At 56.1% G+C, this 20,351-nt stretch carries 17 protein-coding genes; 10 read left to right on the forward strand and 7 right to left on the reverse strand.

Translation table 11 applies throughout. The annotated features are described in order from the left end of the window. Positions 1-395: 395 nt before the first annotated feature. On the forward strand, positions 396-680 hold the full coding sequence (locus AB8B76_RS11830; RefSeq protein WP_405272711.1) for a type II toxin-antitoxin system RelE/ParE family toxin: 285 nt from the start codon (positions 396-398) through the stop codon (positions 678-680). Next, a complete protein-coding gene (locus tag AB8B76_RS11835; protein ID WP_405272713.1) occupies positions 680-994 on the forward strand; it encodes a HigA family addiction module antitoxin in 315 nt (104 codons plus the stop codon). The genes AB8B76_RS11830 and AB8B76_RS11835 overlap by 1 nt, the downstream gene beginning before the upstream one ends. Positions 995-1,053: 59 nt before the next feature. On the opposite strand, the gene AB8B76_RS11840 is transcribed toward AB8B76_RS11835, so the two are convergent. Then, positions 1,054-2,400, reverse strand: coding sequence for a hypothetical protein (locus AB8B76_RS11840; RefSeq protein WP_405272715.1), 1,347 nt, complete (start codon positions 2,398-2,400; stop codon positions 1,054-1,056). A 226-nt stretch (positions 2,401-2,626) separates the two neighbouring features. Here AB8B76_RS11840 and AB8B76_RS11845 point away from each other — a divergent pair, with 226 nt between their 5' ends. From AB8B76_RS11845 to AB8B76_RS11855, 3 genes are all read left to right on the forward strand, one after another. After that, positions 2,627-3,601, forward strand: coding sequence for an adenylate/guanylate cyclase domain-containing protein (locus AB8B76_RS11845; protein WP_405272717.1), 975 nt, complete (start codon positions 2,627-2,629; stop codon positions 3,599-3,601). Positions 3,602-3,761: 160 nt separating this feature from the next. Next, on the forward strand, positions 3,762-4,844 hold the full coding sequence (locus AB8B76_RS11850) for a DUF1254 domain-containing protein (protein WP_405272718.1): 1,083 nt from the start codon (positions 3,762-3,764) through the stop codon (positions 4,842-4,844). Positions 4,845-5,064: 220 nt separating this feature from the next. Then, a complete protein-coding gene (locus AB8B76_RS11855; RefSeq protein ID WP_405272720.1) occupies positions 5,065-7,518 on the forward strand; it encodes a putative bifunctional diguanylate cyclase/phosphodiesterase in 2,454 nt (817 codons plus the stop codon). 194 nt (positions 7,519-7,712) lie between these two features. On the opposite strand, the gene paaN is transcribed toward AB8B76_RS11855, so the two are convergent. After that, on the reverse strand, positions 7,713-9,383 hold the full coding sequence (gene paaN, locus AB8B76_RS11860; RefSeq protein WP_405272722.1) for a phenylacetic acid degradation protein PaaN: 1,671 nt from the start codon (positions 9,381-9,383) through the stop codon (positions 7,713-7,715). 61 nt (positions 9,384-9,444) lie between these two features. Beyond that, positions 9,445-10,395, reverse strand: coding sequence for a winged helix-turn-helix transcriptional regulator (locus AB8B76_RS11865; protein WP_405272724.1), 951 nt, complete (start codon positions 10,393-10,395; stop codon positions 9,445-9,447). 192 nt (positions 10,396-10,587) lie between these two features. Between AB8B76_RS11865 and AB8B76_RS11870 the strand changes: the two genes are divergently transcribed. Further along, positions 10,588-12,939 (forward strand): TonB-dependent receptor, encoded by a 2,352-nt coding sequence (locus tag AB8B76_RS11870; RefSeq protein ID WP_405272726.1) that lies wholly within the window; start codon positions 10,588-10,590, stop codon positions 12,937-12,939. 74 nt (positions 12,940-13,013) lie between these two features. On the opposite strand, the gene AB8B76_RS11875 is transcribed toward AB8B76_RS11870, so the two are convergent. The 3 genes from AB8B76_RS11875 to AB8B76_RS11885 form a co-directional block, all read right to left on the reverse strand. Next, positions 13,014-13,493, reverse strand: coding sequence for an SgcJ/EcaC family oxidoreductase (locus tag AB8B76_RS11875; RefSeq protein WP_405272728.1), 480 nt, complete (start codon positions 13,491-13,493; stop codon positions 13,014-13,016). Positions 13,494-13,569: 76 nt separating this feature from the next. Then, complete coding sequence (locus AB8B76_RS11880; RefSeq protein WP_405272730.1) at positions 13,570-15,198, reverse strand: AMP-binding protein; 1,629 nt, start codon at positions 15,196-15,198, stop codon at positions 13,570-13,572. Between the two features lie 20 nt (positions 15,199-15,218). Further along, entirely contained in the window at positions 15,219-15,602 is a 384-nt protein-coding gene (locus AB8B76_RS11885) for a nuclear transport factor 2 family protein (protein ID WP_405272732.1), read from the reverse strand. A gap of 162 nt (positions 15,603-15,764) precedes the next feature. On the opposite strand from AB8B76_RS11885, the gene AB8B76_RS11890 reads away from it, so the two are divergent. Then, on the forward strand, positions 15,765-16,304 hold the full coding sequence (locus AB8B76_RS11890; protein ID WP_405272734.1) for a nuclear transport factor 2 family protein: 540 nt from the start codon (positions 15,765-15,767) through the stop codon (positions 16,302-16,304). Here the strand turns inward: AB8B76_RS11890 and AB8B76_RS11895 are convergent. Next, entirely contained in the window at positions 16,284-16,718 is a 435-nt protein-coding gene (locus AB8B76_RS11895) for a nuclear transport factor 2 family protein (protein WP_405272736.1), read from the reverse strand. The genes AB8B76_RS11890 and AB8B76_RS11895 overlap by 21 nt on opposite strands. 177 nt (positions 16,719-16,895) lie before the next feature. On the opposite strand from AB8B76_RS11895, the gene AB8B76_RS11900 reads away from it, so the two are divergent. From AB8B76_RS11900 to AB8B76_RS11910, 3 genes are read left to right on the forward strand one after another with little or no spacing between them, the layout of a single operon-like run. Continuing rightward, on the forward strand, positions 16,896-18,767 hold the full coding sequence (locus tag AB8B76_RS11900; protein ID WP_405272738.1) for an AMP-binding protein: 1,872 nt from the start codon (positions 16,896-16,898) through the stop codon (positions 18,765-18,767). Between the two features lie 16 nt (positions 18,768-18,783). Further along, complete coding sequence (locus AB8B76_RS11905; protein WP_405272740.1) at positions 18,784-19,542, forward strand: SDR family oxidoreductase; 759 nt, start codon at positions 18,784-18,786, stop codon at positions 19,540-19,542. Positions 19,543-19,563: 21 nt separating this feature from the next. Beyond that, the gene (locus AB8B76_RS11910; RefSeq protein ID WP_405272742.1) at positions 19,564-20,349 is read left to right on the forward strand and encodes a DUF1295 domain-containing protein; all 786 of its coding nucleotides are present in this window, start codon (positions 19,564-19,566) and stop codon (positions 20,347-20,349) included. Positions 20,350-20,351: the final 2 nt, after the last annotated feature.

A 20,351-nucleotide genomic window follows, 5' to 3' on the forward strand; every position in this document is an offset into this window, starting at 1 on the left:
ACGGTGGAGCGCAGCGACGCCGCCCCGAAGGGGTGTAACCGCGAGAGGCAATCGCGGTTACATCACAAATGCAGATCAAAGGAGCGTTTTAGACGGAGAAACGCAGCGACGCCGCCCGCAGGGTGAAAACAGCCCTTAGGCTGTTTGAATCAATCGTGCCGGGCGCGCCATTTTTCCTCGCTGGAATTAAAGCCTTACGACGAACACGCCGGAACACTGGGGTGCGATAGAGCGTATCTGAGCAAAAAGCGCATGTTTGCGGCTCGTTGGCGTTCGACAACTAGCGGCTCCCCCCCCCCTGAATACCGTGAGCCCTGTTTAGGCTTTGAGTGTGGGGTCGCCGTTGTTGGCGCTCATCGCTTGTTGCGCAACGGGCAACCAACTATAATGGTTTCATGGCAATCAAGAGCTGGAAGCACAAAGGCCTGAGAGAGTTCTTCGAGAAGGGGGCGAAGAAGGGCATTCAGGCGAAGGATGCGAAAAAAATCGAGTTACGTCTTGATGCGCTGAACTCTGCTACCTGTCCCGAGGATATGGACGTCCTCCCAGGCTGGCGCTTCCACGAGTGGCACGGCGAAGGTAGGGGCACATATAGCGTGAACGTTAGCGGAAACTGGCGCATCACCTTCCAGTTTGAAGACGGCGATGCCCATGTTGTGAACTATGAGGACCCACACTAATGGCTAAAAAACGAATCCCCTTGCACCCTGGGGCGTTCATCAAGGGTGTTTACATCGAGGAAGGCGAGCTTACTATTACCGCTATTGCTGAGGGCTTGGGGGTCAACAAGAGTACGCTGAGCCGCATCATGCGTGGCCAGACGGACGTTACACCCTCGATGGCTGTCAAGTTGTCAGTAGTGCTGGGCAGAACTGCAGAGAGCTGGCTGAGCATGCAGCAGGCGCACTCATTGGCAAAGGCTCAAGCGGAGATTAAGGCGGCGCGCTGGAAGCCCGCAAAACGGCTCGTTGAGGGCAGGCTGGAGGCGGCTTAGAAAGCACCCACGCTGCCGTCAGTAAGCTTTTTAACTTGCGACGCCGCCCGCAGGTTGATTCAGTCGCAGGCATCCACCAGCGCGTCAACCTTCGGTGAAACATTCATCAGCACCCCCATATCCATAGTCTGCGCAAATGCGATGGATTGCATGGGATCGAAGCCCTCTGGCAGCGCGCTTGCGGCAAGCATGTAGGCAGAAGAACCTGCAATCGGGACTATTTCGTCGACAAAGCGTGGTGTGAAACAGGCGCAGAATGCGGAGCCCATACCCGAGCGCGCGCAGGCAGCCTGCAGCTCGGTCTGACTAGGGCCCGTGGATCCGGCGCTGGACGCCGCCGCCATCTGTGCTTCCACGCCCGCTTGCATTTCCTTCAGTTCCTTTTCCAGGTCAGCGACCTCCGTTTGCGACGCGCCGATGGGGCTGCCTCCTGCTTGTAATACCTGCAATTCCGCCAGCACGTCGGCGTTTTCAGCCCTGGCCTGATCCGCAGCTGCCTGGGCCTCGGCTTGCATAGCTATCACCGAGGCGTCGAGTGTGTTGGTAATTGCCGGTCGCGGATTTGTTACATCAACGTTTGCCAGGCCGACTGGTGGTCCCGCTCGTCCCGCTGCATCGCGGACATAGCGATCCTTTACTTTACCCCGTGAGTCTTCAGCGGCGAGTAGTGCCGAACAATAAGCTCCCGGGTCTCGGGTAGTTACCCCCGCTTTGGCATAGGCAGCATTTGCCTGCCCAACCAGCTCGTCAAACTGCTGGAGCGGTAAACCCATCACTCGCGCACCCACTTCGTTAGAGCTTTCTGTACTGGTTGGCGCCGCGAGATTGCCCACGCGCGTCCTGGCCTCGAAGGCATCGACGGACATCAGCTTGCTGGTCTCGATCAGTTCGCACTGTACGAACCGCTCGTTGCCCAAAGACGCCAGCATCCTGGGATAAACCGTCTCGTAAAAGGTTCCGGCCGGCGGCATGTCCAGTTGCGGTTGAGGTGCATTGGGGATCACGCAGCCTTGTACCGAGTCGTCACGAAAAGGATCGCCGCGATCAATACTATCGAACGCGGTGCTCGCTCGGAAGTTGAGTTCATCCTTAGAGCCGCCCTGATTGAAATAGGTCTCGAGTCTCGCATCGGCATCGCCGGGCAAACCCAGACGTTGCCGGTACAGCTCCAGCAAGTACTGAGCGTAGGCCCTATCCGGAGCCATGTGCGCCCAAGTGGCATGCGCTTTAGCAACGCAGGCGCAATCTACGTTCGGACGTGGCAACGTCTCGCAGGCGGATTGATAGGCGGCATAGTCAGAGCGGTAAGAGGCTGTGCCGTCCGGTTGAGCCTGTACAGTAAAGGCGGCTACGTACAAGGAACTGACGAGGGCGACGATGATACGTCGAAGCACGGAGAACAGCATGGAGTAAGCCTCAGTTTTAAAACCCGTAGGAGATTATGCCGAGCGGTAACGCGACGCAAACCCTATATCTACCCGCAGCCCCCAAAGGGCACAGTAATCAAGCTTGCCGGGCGCACGCCCGGGGCAATGACTGCTACTTTTAGTCATGGGAGAATCTGCCAACGCTTACTGCGATAAGCGGTTTCCCAGCTGTATACTTTGCTCCTTTCAGGGAGGAAGTACCGTTTTGAATAGCGCCGAAAATCAACGAGAACCACTGCCCACTGATCCCAAAAGTCGACCAGTTACGATCTTAATGGCGGATTTGCGCGGGTTTTCCAGCCTCGCCGGTAGTACGGACCCTGATGTCCTCGTCGGTATGCTCCAGCCTTTTTTTACCGAAATGACCCGAATTATCCACGAGCACGGGGGCTATATTGATAAGTTTCTCGGCGACGGCATCATGGCCCTGTTTGGCGCTCCAGAGAACAGTCAGGAGCATGCGGGGCAGGCAATATCCTGTGCCGCTGCAATGCAGGATGCGATGCATTTGCTCAACAGAGGTAAGGTTGCCCTGCGGCTAGCGCCACTCTACATGGGCATCGGTGTGAGTAGTGGTCATGTCATGGCAGGGTCTTTTGGCTCCGAGAAGTACCACGAGTACACAGTGATCGGTGACGCCGTGAATATTGCCGCGCGCCTGGAGAAATTCGCTTTGCGCGGCGAAGTGCTCCTGAGCGATTCCTGCTATCAAGCGGCACGCGAAGATCTAGAGACCGACCGAAGCCGAGAGATACACGTTCGAGGGCAGAACCAACCCGTCACGGTGCACAAGCTTCGAGCCGTACGTCGGCCAAAATCTATTTCGATCCCCGAAGTGGAGGTCCGAACATCGCCGAGAGTCGATGTAGATCTGCCTCTGAGATACCAAACGATCAAAAACCGCCGTGCACTTTCCCAAAGCCATGAAGGCAAAATCATCAATCTGGGTTATGGCGGCATGCTGGCGAACCTTGCAGCTCCCTTGCCAGCCGAAAGCGAGATTGTTTTTGGAATCAATCCAGCGCCCACAAGCACGCAACAGGAAGAGGTGTATGCAAAAGCTCTTCACCACCATGAAACCGCAGACGGATTCCAAACTGCATTCGCTTTTACCGCAATTGGAGACCTTGGTCGCGATGCGGTGCATAGCTGTGTAGATCAGGTGCTGTTGAGTTTTTAGAAGACCAGCGCTCCTATAGTCGCAGCGTCTACCGGGTTGTAATCAATGAACACCAACACAACTAATACCCTGTTAGCCTCGTTGTGACAGGCTATGATTGGATGGCCGAGACTTGCTCGAGCCCAATCCCTTTGACGCTCAAAATACTGGAGAGTTACTAATGATTCTTAAACGTGTACGCCTTCAATTATGCACCGCAGTCGCCGTTTTGAGCCTTTTCTCTTCATTGCTCGTTCACGCCGGTTCGCCAATGCCGCCAGAGGAGTTTTTCGCTGATACTGGGCTCGTGGTTACGGAAGCGTCCTACCCTTATGCGGAAACGGCGCGGCAGATGATCCGTGCACAGGCGCTAGCGGGTGAGGTCAATCGCTTCGTGCATCGACCTCAGCTTACACCCACGGCCGACCAGCCTGTCGTTCGAATGAATCGTGATTCCTATTACTCGTCCGCGGTCGTGGATGTTTCCCAAGGCGCGACGGTCACGCTCCCCGAGGTGCCCGAGGGCAAGTATCTCTCGATGCAGCCGGTCACCGAGGACCATCGAACGCAGCCTATGTCTTATGGCGGCGGCACGTATCAGCTTGCCACCCATACTGGGAGTCACGTGTATGTCATTGTGCGTCTTGATGCGACTTTCTCGAGCGAAGAGGTGCAACGTTATCAGGCGGCAATGCGAATCGAAGCGCTAAGCAGTGAAGCGTTTTCCACTGAGCCGGTAAACAGGGATTCGTTCTATGCAGTAGAAAATGCGCTAAAAGCTAAGCGTTTTGAGCTGCTTAAGTCCTATGGCCCGGATACCTTGTCACGGGGTATGTTCACTGCTCCGACCGACGAGTCGCGCGCTTTTTTTGTACCGGAGATTCACCAGGTTGCCTCTGCCGCTGGTTGGGGTGGGGCACAGGTTCGTGACAATGTTTACGAGCTAACCCCTAATCTACCCGCCGAGGGCTGCTATCAGGCAACCTTCGAAGATCCCGGCAATGACGCGTTTTGGTCCTTCACGGTATACGACCGCTCGGGATTTATGTTCGACGATGTCGCGAACGTGAACAGCGAGCTTGCTACCCCTAATGCTGATGGCAGCTATACAGTCAGCTTGGGTTGTGACGCAGGTGCCGTTAACCGTATCCCTATTGAAAATGCATCAGGTGTCTTCAATATCACGGTGAGGCACTATCGTCCCTCGACCCGAGTTATTGATGGATATCGACTGGTACCGTCTATCGAAAAGATTCAGCACTAAAACCAGGAAAGTACAGCGTGTTAGTAGTGGTGTAACTTTATTGGTTCGCGCGAGGGCACAGCGCTGAGAAGTGTTCGAGAAGGTGTCATAGAAGGTGCCCGTCAATGATCTCTTCCGCTCGGCGCTGAATCTAACTTTTTCTTCAAATTTCAACATTTTATGTGACTTCGCCTGAGTCGCTGTGCTAGCCTTTTTTGCTGAAAATAAGAAAGGGCAGAGCATGCCGGAAGGCCTGTTTTCTGATCAGACAATCCTCCTGACCAACAGCCTGTTGGTCAGTTTGCTCCTCGGCGGCCTTTGGCTGAGTGACCGTGGTCAGCGCCATAATCTCTATTGGGCAGGCGGCTTGTTTGCCTTGTTCATCACTGTTGCGACGCTACCGGCGGTCACTCCAGGTTCGGTAACACCCGTTATCTGGCTTTGCGTACTTTCGGTTGCTGCGGCAATTCCTTTATTGCTGCAAGGGACGGCCATCTATGCGCACCAGAGCTTCTCCGGGCGTTACTTGTTCTTGGCGGCTGTTGCGACCGTACTTTCCTTTGCGTTGTTGCGGGCCATGAACCTTCGGGGTGTGATCGTACCGGTGATGGGGCTCGTGGCGGTGTTTTGGTACATAGCCTTGACGCTGCGTGTACACGGTGTGGCCGAAAAAATCGCGGCGTTTCTTTTCTTTGTACGTGGGGTGACACTCCTCCTCGCGGCCTTTGGTTCCGGACTGACCCTTGATAGCCAGTTTTTAAGAGTAGACCTGATTGTGATTAGTCAGTTTGCTGCCATGGCATCATCGCTCTCTTTGCTGTTTGTAGCTTTTCTTGCAAATCAGCGAGAGCTCGACCGCGGTCGGCTGCTCCTACGTCAGAGCAATCGCATTGCTCAACGCTTGGGGCAGCTGAGTTCTACCCAGAGCGTTGTGAAAGAGAGTATCGATCTTCTGCTTGAAGCGGAGCCCGGATCAACGGTTTGGATGTATCGTCTTGACGAAGATAAACGACAGCTGGTGACGTTGGAGACTGGTGGCCGTCTTGGGCACTTGGCGGCGAGCAACCCTGAGTTGGCGTTGGAGGGTTCCTTAAGTGGTGCCGCGGTGCGTAGCGGTAGTGTGCAGGTGGTCGAGCAAATGGCTACCGACAGTAGAGTGAACGACTTGGCACAGTCGCTCGCAAGGAAGCACGCTGCAGATCAGATTGGTACGATGATCATTATTCCGCTCCTGAGTGGAGAGAGAGTTTACGGCACCTGCAACTATGTTCTTGGCGGACAGCGCAAACTGAATGAAGCTGACTACGAGGGATACGCTGCCCTCGGCCGAACTATAGGTTTGGCGTTGAGCAGTGTTGGGCATCTGGAGCAGATGACCTTTCGCGCGAACCATGATTCGCTCACCAGCTTGCCTAATCGCGGAGCGCTGCACGAGACCTTTCGACAGCACGTTTTGGAAAACCCCGACAGCGGCGCCTGCCTGTTCCTTTTGGATCTTGATAAGTTCAAGGAGGTCAACGATACCCTCGGTCATCACGTGGGTGATCAACTGCTCAAGGAAATTGGTCCCCGCCTTAGTGAGATCGATGCGCCGGGTGAACTCCTTGCATCACGTCTGGGAGGTGATGAGTTCGTCCTTCTGTTAAAGGTCCGCCTTCAGGAGGCGGAGGCCACAGCGCTGGGAATGGAAATTCTCGAGGCAGTGCGTGCGCCATACGTCGCTGATGATTTGTCTCTTAGCATCGATGGCAGTATTGGTGTCGCCATCACCTCCGAAGGCCGCGAAGACAGTCACGAAATGCTGCGTTGCGCAGACGTCGCCATGTATCAGGCAAAGAGCTCGGCGACGCCTGTGGTTGTATATGACCAGAGTTTCGATCCCCATTCTCGAGAACGCCTTGCTCTAATGTCACAGCTCAAGGCTTGCATCGGTGGCGATCAACTACTGCTGCACTACCAGCCAAAGGTTCACCTTGCCAGTGGTCGCGTGACGGGGGTCGAGGCTTTGCTGCGTTGGCAACACCCCGAACACGGTCTCGTTCCACCTGCGCGGTTTATTCCTATGGCTGAGGTGAGTCCTATGATCAACCCGATATCTTTGTGGGTGATCGCGCAGGCCATCGAAAAAATAAAGTCCTTTGGAGGTCAAAACATCAGTGTTGCTGTCAATATTTCTATGCGGAATCTGGCGGACGACACCTGGTATCAGCAAGCGATAGACCTGATTCAGCAGTCTGGTGTGAATCCCCGTCTACTGGAGCTTGAGTTAACCGAATCGGTGTTTATGCAAGCCCCGGAGGAGGTGAGTCGCAAGCTCAATGCCCTGACAGAGTCGGGAGTGCTCATTTCCATCGATGACTTTGGTACTGGGTATTCTTCGCTGAACTACCTGCGAAAACTGCCAATTCGGCAGTTAAAGATTGATCGCAGTTTCGTGATGAACCTAGACAGTGACCCGAGTGACCGACAAATCATCGAGTCAATATTGTCCCTTGCCAGCGCGATGGATTTGGAGGTGGTCGCCGAGGGCGTAGAGAGCGAACATACTCTCCAGCATCTGCGCGAGTTGAACTGCGATTATGCGCAGGGCTTTTATATCTGCAAGCCGTTGCCGCCGGATGAGATTGACGGTTGGCTTCGCGAATTCAATACGGCTGAGCGGCACCCGTCACAGGATTCCCCAGCAAAGTCCTAGTGATGAAGGATGGCGTAATTCAAAGGGGTACGCTCGGTAGTAAGTGGTGGCAAAAGAAATCGGCGTCCAGATCGAAAGGGGACAGCCCGATCAACGGGCTAAAGTCCCGGGTTGCAGTCTCAGGATGCTCCCTGAGCATTGTTTGCCGGGAGCCCCTAAAAAACCAGAATATCGCTTCGCTGCCCCGATCCGTCTTAGGGCGCCATATATTTTGTTTGCACAATTCGAAAGCGATTCGCCACAAACGCCAGATCGGTGAGACAGGCGTTACCGGCGGGATTCAGGCCGGTGACGTGATAATCGGAGTAAGCGGCGGCAAAATTAATGGGCATCCCCGTGAGGTTACAGGCAACCGACGCTCCAGCGCCGTGGTAGGCGTCTACCGCTTTTTCCAAAAATGCCTCATCGGTGCTGTAAACGTGTGAGGTGATTGCGCCGCAGTCGCGGGCATTGCCCGTGGCGTCCGCAAGGCAGTGCTGCGCGTCGTCATTGCGAATAAGAAAAGACACAGGCCCAAAAACTTCCTGTCGATACCAGTCACGGTCCGCTTCAGTGGCGGCTATAACCAGAGGCGTTGCCGTTCTTGCTGATGGGAAGCCTTCGATAGCAAAGGGCGCCGAGTCGCGGAGAATGCGGTCCCCCGCCAATTCTCGATAGCGATCTACGGTCTCCTGAACGGCGTCATCGAACAGAGTGCCACACAACGTTGCTGCACGACGCTCCTCGGTGAGCCAGTCATCCACTGCCGCGCAGATTGCTTGCGAGACCTCTTGGTAGCTCACGCGTTTGTCACCGACTCGCACACCGTCGGCCGGTATGTGGACATTTTGCACGCTGGTGCACATTTGTGCCGATGCCTGACAAAGAGACTGGGCAATAGCGCGCGCGGTGGCATCGAGATCGTTAGAGGACTCAAGGACAACGCTGTTGCAGCCGGCGGTCTCCGTGTAAACGAGCTTGCCGGGACAATTGTTTTCGAGCCAGCCGCCAAAGCGCGGACTGCCGGTAAAGTCGACAATAGAGGTGGCGTCTTCGTCCAGCAATGCCTGAGTAGCCGGTGCATCGCGTTCGTCGGCCACAAGGCATACCAAGTTGGGATCAAAGCCCGCTTTGGCCAGTACTTCCCGTGCAGTACGGACGACCAGTGCGACGGGCAGCACAGCGTTCGGATGTGGTTTGAGAACGACCGGGTTTCCCGTTGCCAAAGAGGCGCAAAGCGCAGGGTAAGCATTCCACAAAGGAAAGGTGGCGCAGCAAATGACCACGCCCACTCCTCGGGGCATGATCCGGTATTGTTTGTGCAGATCCGCTACTCCGTCGCGGCCAAATTGGCGTTGCCAGCGGCCACTCGCGGGCACGTCTTCCATTGCCTTATGCGCGTAGGCGAGTGCTTCCAGGCCGCGATCAAGGGCATTTGCGCCACTGCCAGCAAAGGCCATCACGTAGGATTGTCCCGAGGTATGCATAGTCGCGTGGGCATTTTCAAACAACTGGTCGCCGCAGCGCTCCAGTATCTCCAGACAGATGCCAAGGCGAGTTTCAGGCTCGGCGCTAGCCCATGCGGGCTTTGCCTGCTCGATGGCTTGGAAAAGTTGCGGGACGTCGACCTTGGGATAGCTTATACCCAGAAGCTCGCGGGTATACGGCGATCGCTCTTCGCCTAATCGCCCGATCTCAGCGGGCTGCTCTAACTCAAATGGTTTTCCCAGCTGTGCATCAAAGCGCGCCTTACCCGCCGCAGGAAGTTCGTCACCATGGAGTTTGCTGGAAGGGTTCTCCGGCCATCCACTGTAGGACTCTCGCGTTTTGCAGGCGTTGACAGCAGCCTGGAGTTTCTCTGCGTGATTGGCGAAAAGGGTGCTCATGGCGCGCGTTTCCTTTTTTTGCGTGAATGTAGCGTTAGCGAGTGAATGTGCGTAGTACTGCTTACGAGAGCGTGATACTGACATCGAAGGGCTTAAGCTCCGCATCGCAATGGTCGCAGCAAACAATGCCCTTGAGGGGTGATCCGCAAGCTGTGTGCTCAAGGAGCATAGGTGCACCGTTGTTTTCGTTGTCGCACCAGCGATCACCCCACTGCAGCAATGTTAGAAAATAGGGATACAGGTCCCAGCCCTTGTCGGTGAGATAATACTCATAGCGCCGCGGTCGTTCCTGATAAGGTCGGGCGCCAAATACGCCGCGATCCTTCAGAAACTTCAGTCGGTCGCTGAGAATGTTGGTAGCGACGGGTAGCTCTTCATGAAATTCGTCGAAGCGGGAATGACCGTGGAACGCAAGGGCAATGACATTGGCGGTCCAGCGATCGCCCACGATATCAACAAGGTTGCGGTAAAAGTTACGGTCGCTCGGCACAATGGAGGAGGGCAGCGAAGACCGGCGGCGCACTTTTTTGACGCGACTATCCTTGGTTGCGCCAGGTCCCGGTGAGTAACGTACATCCCGTCCATCGACGGGTTTGTGACATTCGCCGCAGCGGTTCACCGGAGTGAATACGTGGCCGCAGGGTGTATGCAGAAGCTGTATCGCATCCAGCGCTGGCGTTTGAAAGTATTTGCGCTCCCATACGATCGCCATTAGCGCGGAGTCATACAGCTGAGTGGACTTGCGCGTCAGATGGTATTCATTACTACGTTTGCCTTGTGCGCTGGGGCGTCGACGCAGGCAGTCTATTTGCTGAAGCCACTTTAGCCGTTCCGACAGTACGCCCCGGGATACGCCCGTGGCATCCAGCATGCCGCTGAAGGTGTTTATGCCCCAGAAGACCTCCTGAATGATCAGCAGGCACCATTTGTCTCCGACCTGATCCAGCGCGCGGGTGATGGAGCTGGCGCGAGTCAGCATAGAGCCCCGTGTGCTCTCGGATGCTCTGTTCACACGAACTTGTCCTGCATTCATGCCTCGGTAACGTCCGCTGTGGCTGCGTGTTGTTGTGATTTGCTCTGTATTGACATCGCTTTGGGCGCGTCCTAATCTTCTTACACAGGTTCGTTAATGCAAGTTTATCGATACCAGCGTGTGGATGCACTACTGAATATATAAATAATTAAATAATACGGGATGCACCTAATGAAATTACTAAGCTCAGTCGCGGGTTCCCTCCGGGAGCCGTTGTTTACTCTAAGCCCTCTCAGCGCAGCCCTCATGCTGATTCCCCTGACTACGGTGGTGTCTGTGCCGCAGGCTGGCGCCCAGGCACTTGAAGAAGTCGTGGTGACGGCGCAGCGTCGCGAGGTTGGCCTGCAGGATTCGGCGTTGTCGGTTTCAGCATTTACCGGGCAACAGCTCGAGGATGCTCAGGTCTTCAATGCCGGAGACTTGGCTCAAACTACCGTGGGCGTCTCGTTCACCAATCCGACGCCCTTTGATATGGAGCTGAATATTCGCGGCGTGATGAACACGCGTCTTGATGCACCGAGTGCTTCGCGATCGGTGGGCGTATTTTTTGACGAAGTCGTGGTTGGGCGCATGGGCCTGATGAGTATGGATTTCTACGACCTTGAGCGCGTCGAAATCCTCCGCGGTCCTCAGGGCGTGCTGCTGGGTAAGAATGTGGTGGGCGGCGCTGTGAACATCATTACCGCAAAACCTGATTTAGATGAAACCTCGGGCGCAATTCGCGCACAGGTGGGCAACCTCGGTGCTCAGTTGCTAACAGGCCATGTGAATGTCCCGCTGACGGATCAACTGGCGATGCGCGCTTCTGTGCAGCTGCGTCAGAATGACGGCTTTGCGTCAAACGCTTTTACCGGTCGCGACCTTCACAACCTAGACAGCACTCAGGCCCGTCTGTCGTTTCTTTATCAGGGTGACAACGACTTCGAGGGTCGGCTGACTTTTGAATATATGGAAGATGAGGGTAACGGCACTTGCGCGATCGGCGAGGGCGGTAACCCTTGGTCGGTAGTGCGTGATGGACTGGGGCTTACGGATATTCGCAAATGTGCCCCGGAGCCCGTGCAGTACTCGACCATCCCCGGTGATTCTTTGCAGTTTTACGAGCGTGAAGCGACCAGCCTGACCCTGCGCCTCGAAAAGGGTTTTGAAAATTCGAGACTGGTTTCGATCACCAGCTACCGCGACGGCGATGGCCAGAGCCAATATTCACAAACCGGCCTCGGACCTGATGCGCCAGGGGTTCTCGAATACATCGCCACTGGCGGACCCGATACGTTTTCCTATCTGTTTGCCTTTGATTTTCCTGTGCGAGAAGCGGAAGACCTAAGCCAGTTTACCCAGGAGTTCCGCCTGGTTTCTGACAATCCCGACAGCGCGTCGGATTACATTTTTGGCGTGTACTACCAGGAGGACGAGGTCGACAAGAATGACCTGTTCTGGGGAGAGATTCTCCTCGGTGTTCCTTCACTCAATGGAGAGAGCGATTGGCAGAATCAGGCTACTACCGAGAGTCTCGCGGTATTTGGCCAGGTTGGCTACAAGTTCACTGACGACCTGAAGTTCACACTCGGCGCCCGGTACACCGAAGATGAAACCGACGGTCAGGTACGGGGGCTGGTGCGTGCACTTGGCGACAAATTCAACCCTGCAGACACGGTGCCACTGACCCCGTTGAATGGTGAGCCCGACGGCATGGGTGGCATTGCGTTCTACCCGCTCGGTGGTGGTTTTGACACACCCTATGGTGAATCCTGGAGTGAGACCACCTTGTCTGGAATTCTCGAGTATTCAATCAACGACGATGTGTTCCTGTACGCCAACGTATCTCAGGGCTACAAGGCCGGTGGCTTCCAGGACACACCCAGCAATACGGCAGGTGCAACGGTTCCCTACGATCCGGAGACCGTACTTAGCTATGAGTTGGGTATGAAATCCGAATTCATGGATCGGCGTCTGCGCGTTAACGCTGCATTGTTCATGATGGATTATGAGAACTTGCAGGTAGAGTTCACCAACGATGTTTGCCTCTGCAACATTGTGTCTAATGCCTCCGATGCGAAGATTCAGGGTGCGGAGATCGAGATTGATTTTGCTGCGACGAACGATCTTCTGGTCTGGTTTAAGGGATCATTTCTCGATACGGAGTATGAGAACTACGTAATCAGTACTGGAGACTTTTCCGGTAACCAGTTGCAGCGTACGCCAGACAATCAGGTGAATACGGGTATGGAGTACACAGCGTCTCTGGGCGATTGGGGCCGTGCCCTGAAATTCCGTCTGTCCTATACCTGGCAGGACGAAATGCCCTGGGCTCACACGAACGTATCCTACGAAGACGCCTACGGCATGCTTGATGGTCGGATCGGCTTGAGTCCTGAAGGAAGGAACTGGACCCTTGCCCTCTGGGGTCGCAACATCACTGATGAGGAGCCTCGAGCGAATGTCATCGAATTCCTCGGCGGCGATGTCAGTCTTTACAATCCACCGGCTACCTACGGTATCGAAGCGGGGTATCGCTTCTAGCTAGGCCTTTGCCTACGCTAATTGCATGAGGTCAACAGGCCGGGATCGCATAATGCGGTCCCGGTTTTTTTTGCTTATTCGCCTATTTGCTCAACACCCATCTCGCTCAATAGCGAGGCGCGATCATAGTACTCGCGCCACTCCTGTACCTTGCCATTCTCTATATCAAGGACACAGGCTACGGGTACGCGGCCAAGCTTGCCATTGTAGGTAAACACATCAAGGCGTTCGATAAGGACAGAGTTTCCGCTAACCGTAATATTGCGCAGCTGCAGCTCAATCTCGCTGACGCCGGCCAGAAGTGCTCCCCACTCCTTGCGAATCACTTCGCGGCCCTCTTTAACTGCAGGCGGCGCTGTCATGCTCAGGAATCGGCCGTCTTCAGCGAACAAATCGGCGATGGCGTCGACATCGCGGGCGTTCCAGGCATTGACCATCTTGTGAGCCACGACCAGCGGGCTCTCACCGTCTGCGCGAACTTCAGCAGGTGCCAGGGCGATGCCCATACTTATTGCCGTAAGAAATACGGCTGCCATAGATAGGGGTAACTTCATGGGGTGACTCTCCTGCGGTTGATGAAACTGTCTTTGGTTTTTAAGCGAACTCGTAATGCTTTATTTTCAATACACCTCAGCTGTTAAAACGGGTGCGCTTGAGTGTGAGTCCAGCCTTCTCCCGATCCCAGCAGTCGGCAGTAACGCCCTCACTGCGCACCTCGATTTTGCGGATTTTATTGGTAGCTGTGCGCGGCAGGCTCGTCATGGCGCGGAAGTAACGGGGAACCATGTAATGAGGCATGCGCGGAATAAGAAACTCCGCCAATTCCCGGGGCGACGGTGCTTCATCATTCGTGGGAACGTAGGCGAGGAGGATTTCGTCCTCTGCAAGCTCACTGGGCACCGCGACTGCGCAGACCTCTCCGACCGCAGGATGTTGCAGCGCCTCGGCCTCGACTTCGGCTGAGGACACATTCTCTCCGCGGCGGCGGATAGCATCCTTTTTGCGATCAACAAAAAAGTAATTTCCATCGCTGTCGTGACGCACCAGATCACCCGTGTGAAACCATCCGTTGCGCCAGGCCTCGGCGGTTGCTCCGGGACGATTCATGTAGCCGGCAAACAATGTCCAGGGGAACTCGCTGCGCACAATGAGCTCGCCGGGCTCGCCATCCGGCACCGGCAGGTCGTGATCGTCGACCACGCGGCACTCACAGCCATCCCGGGGTTTTCCCAGGGAACCCGGGACGCGACAGTCGATATCGGTAATGAGCGGGCCAGAGAGCTCAGTCATATTGAACCCCGAGAGGTAACTGAACCCAAAACGCTCGCTGACGTCCATGGCCTGCTGCGTAAGCATCAGAGTCACCATCCGTAGACTGTTATCGCGATCTGTGGAGGCAGGCGAGGACTGGGCGAGAAAGTCCGCCATGGAGCCGATAAGCCCGGACGTTGCGGTTGCCCCCTCGCTTGCGATGCGTTGCCAGTAATCCTGGGTACTGAAACCGGGATATAAGGCCAGACGCGCATCATTGCACAAGGCCGCCACTGCAGATGCTGCACCGCCTACATGAAAGATAGGCAGCTCCGTAAGCATAGTGTCGCTGCTATTGAGGTAGCCATAGGTCGCTTGCGCGGTGCTGTAGATGTGGCCATAGGGACAGAGCACACCTTTGGACGGACCTGTGGTGCCTGAGGTGAAGATCACCATTTGCAGATCCCAGGTTGCAAGATCTGCGGCGTCGGGCGGAGCATCCGTAGATGATGGTAGTTGCTCCAGATAACGGGCACTTTCTTGTATCAGGCTGCTTTGCTCTGCATCACGCCCGCCGCAGAGGAGTAAAGACGGCGGAGCAGTGTCACCTATATCGCTAACACGCTCTGCGAGCTGGGGGTGGAGAATCATCAGCCGTGCATCGCACTCACTGAGAACATGCGCCAGTATGCTACCGCGAAAATCCGTGTTGAGAGGCACAAAAACGGCGCCCAGATAATTACAGCCCAGCCAAGCCTGAAGGAGGTCGGCCCCATTGGGCAGCCAAACGGGCACGCGGTCGCCACGGCGAACACCGCTGTCCGCCAACAGCTCAGCCATTGCCTCCATGCGCTGCAAAGCCTCTTGGCTAGTCCATTGTGCACCGTCGGCAAAGGACACCAGCGGGGCGTCCGGATCTTTTGCTGCCCGCCGGGCTATGACTAGGGGTAACACGCAATCCTCAGCTAGCGGTGTGCGACCATCGAACCAGCTGGGGTGTTGCGTCATGACGGACTCCGGATTGGTGCTCAGCGCTGCAACGCGCTGACCTGAGAGGGGTCCAGATACTCTTCAAGCCGCGTAATGCGCCCACTCTCTACCGTGCAGATGGCGCAGGCATGCAGTGCCACCTCGGTGCCATCTTCCATTTCGCCGCGCAACACATGCTGCTGAAGATATCCGTCAGCCAATGCCTCCAATCGCAGCAGGTCGTAATGCAATTTGGGTAGCTTGCGATGCATCCAGTTCAGCGTTTTGACGTTCTCATCAATGCTCTGGTAGCCATCGGGATGAAAGCTGTGCCAGATACGCGCTTCGGGGCCGTAGATTTCTCGCACCGCATCGCCATCATTGTTGTTAAGTGCTTCGAGGAAGCGTTTTGCAACTGCCAGAAAATCGTCTGCCTGACTCATACTTATCTCTCTTCCCGGGGAACGGTCCAATGCCCACCATGCCCCGCAAAGTGTCTTACGGGTGATTTCGATGCAGGCCTTTTGATGGTTGCATAATAATACTTATGGTACTTAAGATAGCCAGTCCGCGCAGCCTGCGCCAGTCTTTTCGGGAGTTACCGCATGAGTGAATTGGCCGCCATCGATACACAAAAGTTGCTCGACATGATGTCGAAACAGGAAATTCATGATGTTTTGGCACGCTACGCGCGCGGCGTAGATCGCGCCGACGCCGAGTTGCTGGGCAGCTGTTATTTCGACGATGCCATTGAAGAGCACGGACCCAATTACAACGGGAATGCCATGGACTATATCGCCGGCGCAATGGAGCGACTGAGGCTAATGGGTGAGATGGCCCACTATGTCTGTAATTCGCATATCGAGCTGGACGGCGATACGGCCTGGGTCGAGAGTTACGTGATCACCTTTGCACGCTTTGCGGGGGAGTCAGGTGATGTGGATACCCTCACCGGGGGACGCCTCTGCGATCGTTTTGAGCGCCGGGAAGGTGAGTGGAAGATTGCGCATCGCCGTATCACCTTCGACTGGAACAACGACATGCCCAGTAACCAGGGATGGTGTCTGGGCATGTTTGACACGCAGGCGCCGGGTTTTCACTACGGTCGCAAAGACCGGGAAGATTTAAGCTACCAGCGCTCCTAGCCAGGCGGGCAGTTCTTCGCCAGCCTTGACTCGCGCGATGAGGCCGCCGTCGGCGTAGTCCCGCCAGTGGGATACCAGTCCATTGCGGAACTCAAAGGCGCCCATGTAGGGATAGAGTACGCGCGTGCCGTCGGTGGCCAAATAATCGTCGACGCCCTCCAGTAGCAGTGCATTGCCAATTTCGGCGCTGCGCGTGATACGCCAGTCGTTGGTGTCACTAATATCGCTCCCGAAGCGCTCCAGAAATCTGCGCACCCAGTCTTTGCCGATGAGCGGTCGTTCTCCGACTAGGAAGTGATACTCAACGTCGTCCGTAAGCTGCGCCAGCACACCATCAATATCTTTGTTTTTCCACGCGGCGATGATGGCTTCAACCACCAGGCGCTTCTCGCTAAATTGCGACGTTTCCTCCATAGCTACTCTCCTTGGGCGTTGCGCGCATACTGTTTGTCGCGCCAGACTTATGAAGTAGACAGGCATCCTTGCTGTCGGCTGGGCAAAATAGTATCTTTTATAACAAGACTAATAAAGCAGTCTCAGTTTTCCGCGATTGGTGGGCCCGCTGACTGCAGCGATCTGACGCTTAATATAATGCCTGAGTCTTCACAGCACTGGCGACGTGCACCGGTTCGCCCAAACGATCTTCCTCCTATGGATCTGCAGGTTCGCAGAGACCGTGGTGGAGTCATCTGGATGCGCCACGGAATGTCCCTGGACTCCTTCGACGGTCTCTTCATCTCGCATATCAGTGCGCAGGCGCGTGAGCATCCTGACAAACCGGCCTACGCACAGAGGGGGCCGGGCGGAGCGGTCGCCGGTGCTTGCTGGAATACGCTCAGTTACGCTGAACTTGAGGATAGGGTGCGGCGCGTTGCAGCCTGGTTTCATAGCCAAAATGCCCGTGGCGAAGTTCTGCTGCTCCTCACCGGCAATTCCATAGATCATGCGGTGGTCCGCCTTGGTGCGATCGTCGCAGGGGTTATCGTCTGCCCCGTGAGCGCGGGCTACATCGCCGCAGGAGGCGATTTCGCGCGTCTCGCCTATGTGCGCGACCTGGTTAAGCCACGCTTTTTGTTTGCCGATGCTGCGAGCGCACTTCAGGCCGCGGGCGATGTCTTTAGCGGGGGCGAGTACCTATTGCTGACCGCCGATGCCTCGGCCGCCCATCGCTTATCTATACCGGTCGTTACCCTAAATGAGGTAGGGGGGTGTGAGCCAATGGTCGGCGAGGGGGATGGTGATCCGGATGCTAACGCTGCCTACATGCTCACCTCTGGATCTACGGGCAGACCGAAAGCGGTAATGCACAGCCAGCGCATGATTCTCTCCAACCTGCATCAGGCGCGGCAGATACTCGGACGTGCCGCGGGTTGGTCTGACTATATGCTCGACTGGTTGCCCTGGAGCCACGTATCCGGGGCATTCAACCTTTACGCCGCGGCAATTTTTGGCGGTACGCTGCACATCGATGACGGCAAACCCGCTCCCGGACTCTTTGCAGAGACCATTGCCAATTTGCGCGAAGTTCCTTTGCCCTATTTCTGCAACGTGCCCCTGGGCTACGGCATGCTGGTGGACGCCTTGCGTGAGGACGAGACACTGCGTCGCGTGTTTTTCGAAAAACTGCGCCTGATGCTATACGGCGGAGCAGGACTGTCCCAGCCCGTAATGGATGCGCTGCAGGGTATGGCCGTAGCTGAGACAGGTAGCCGCATCATGATGACCACGGGCTATGGCCTCACAGAGAGTACCTCGGGGTGCATGGCAATATATTTTCCCAGCGACAAGGTGGGTATCGGCTTGCCCATGCCCGGGGTAGAGACACGCCTTGTCCCTCTTGAAGACGACCGCTTCGAAATTCGCTTGCGCGGTCCAAATATCATGCAAGGATACCTCGATAACGCCAAAGCCACCGCTGAAGCCTTTGATGAAGATGGTTTCTTTCGCACGGGCGACGCGGCGCGTTTTCATGACCCGAATGACCCGGAGCAAGGTCTGGCCTATGCGGGCCGTTTGGTGGAGGAGTTCAAGCTTAGCTCCGGTACCTGGGTCCGCGCCGGGGCAGTGCGCGCAGAAATACTGGCAGCCTGTGCACCCCTGCTGTCGGACCTGCTCCTCTGCGGAATCAATGAGCCCTATTTGGCGGCCCTGGCAGTGCCAAACATTGGTGGCATGCAGGCGATGACTGGTCTTGCTACCAGCGATCCCGCCGTTCTCATTGCGCACCCAGCGGTGGACGAACATTTGCGCAGCTGCCTTAAGGACTACAACGAGCGCTATCCCGGTAACAGCACAGCGCTGGCCCGGCTGGCATTCATGCAGCGGGCACCGGACCCGCAGCAACACGAAATCTCTGACAAGGGCACTATCAATCAGCGTATCGCCGCGGATAATCGTGGTGACGAGATTGCCGCTCTTTTTGCCACGGACCCCGAGAGCCACATTGTTGTGGCGTCCAAATGAACTCCAGGAATACAGCATGGAATTGAATCACTGCACGGCGATCGTTACGGGTGCCAACCGGGGTATTGGCGCAGCTTTTGTTACTGCATTGCTTGAGGCTGGCGCCAGCAAGGTTTATGCGGCGTGCCGCAACCCCGGGGCCGCTGATCTTGAGTTCGACAGTTCGGATCCGCGTATTGAGCCGGTTGCACTCGATGTTAGCCAGCCGCAGTCCATAAGCGAACTCGCCGCGGCCTGCGACGACGTACAGCTGTTGGTCAACAATGCGGGTCTGTTTGCCGGCGAAACCTTGCTCGGCGCCGCCGATGTCGCCGCAGCTCGGAAGGAGATGGAGGTCAACTACTTCGGTCCGCTGCAAATGTCGCGCGCCTTTGCACCGGCGCTTGCGCGTAACGGGGGTGGTGCAATAGTCAACGTGCTTTCGGCTGCGGCGATCGTGGCTGTGCCCAACATGGGCGGTTACAGCCCGTCGAAGTTTGCCGCCCGAGCCATGGGTATTTCGCTGCGTGCCGAACTTGCCGATCAGAAAACGCAGGTGCAGAACCTCATCGTAGGTTCTATTGATACCCGCATGGCAGCACATGTGCAGGGTAAAAAGGAGTCTCCTGCAACGGTTGCGAAGGCGGGCCTGAGAGCGGTAAAACGAAATATCCCAGAGGTGGATACCGACGAATTTGCCGTGAGTGTCCGAGCCGCTCATGCGCGGGATCCGGCCAAGCTGGAGCAGCAGATGGCTGCCGCATTGAAGCTCGAAACCCTGAATACGGGCCGCTAGGCCACGGCTGAGGACGACGACTTGTTTGAGTTAATGCTGTTTAACTTTTTGCTGTTGATAACCTGCATGGTAGCTCTGTGGTTACTCAGCATTTCTCTGGGGGACGTGTCTTTTATCGACAGCTTCTGGGCCTTGGGTTTTGTGGTCGCCGCCGCCGGTAGCTTCTGGTATTTAGGTATGGGCGACACTCCACACACTCTGGCATTGCTGGGAGTAACTGCCTTGTGGGGCGTTCGCCTGGGCGGATTCTTGTTATTACGCTGGCGTCGTGAGGGTGCTGACCCCCGTTACCTGCGCATGATCGAGAAGGCCAAGGGCAATCCGCACCTGTTTACCCTGAGGTCGGTGTTTCTATTGCAGGGTGTCATGCTGTGGACGGTTTCATTGCCCGTTCAACTCGGCATGTTTAGTGATACTGGTGCAGTCCTTGGGGCATTCGCATTCGCAGGCGTCGCTCTGGCAACGCTGGGCTTTGTTTTTGAGAGTGTGGGCGACCAGCAGATGACGACGTTTCGCGCAGACCCTGCAAACGTGGGGCAGGTGATGGACCGCGGACTGTGGCGCTACACGCGACACCCCAACTACTTTGGCGATGCCTGCGTATGGTGGGGCCTTTTTCTAATTGCTCTGGGTGCCGGTGCGCCGCTTTGGATAGCTGTGGGGCCGGCGCTACTGACCTGGACTTTGCTGCGTTGGAGCGGTGCGGCGTTGCTGGAGCGGCGCATGAAGCGCTCGCGCCCCGGTTATGAAGACTACATAGCCCGCACCAGCGGTTTCATACCCTGGCCACCGCGCGGACAGAGCTAGCT

Source organism: Congregibacter sp., assembly GCF_045107095.1.
GTDB lineage: Bacteria > Pseudomonadota > Gammaproteobacteria > Pseudomonadales > Halieaceae > Congregibacter.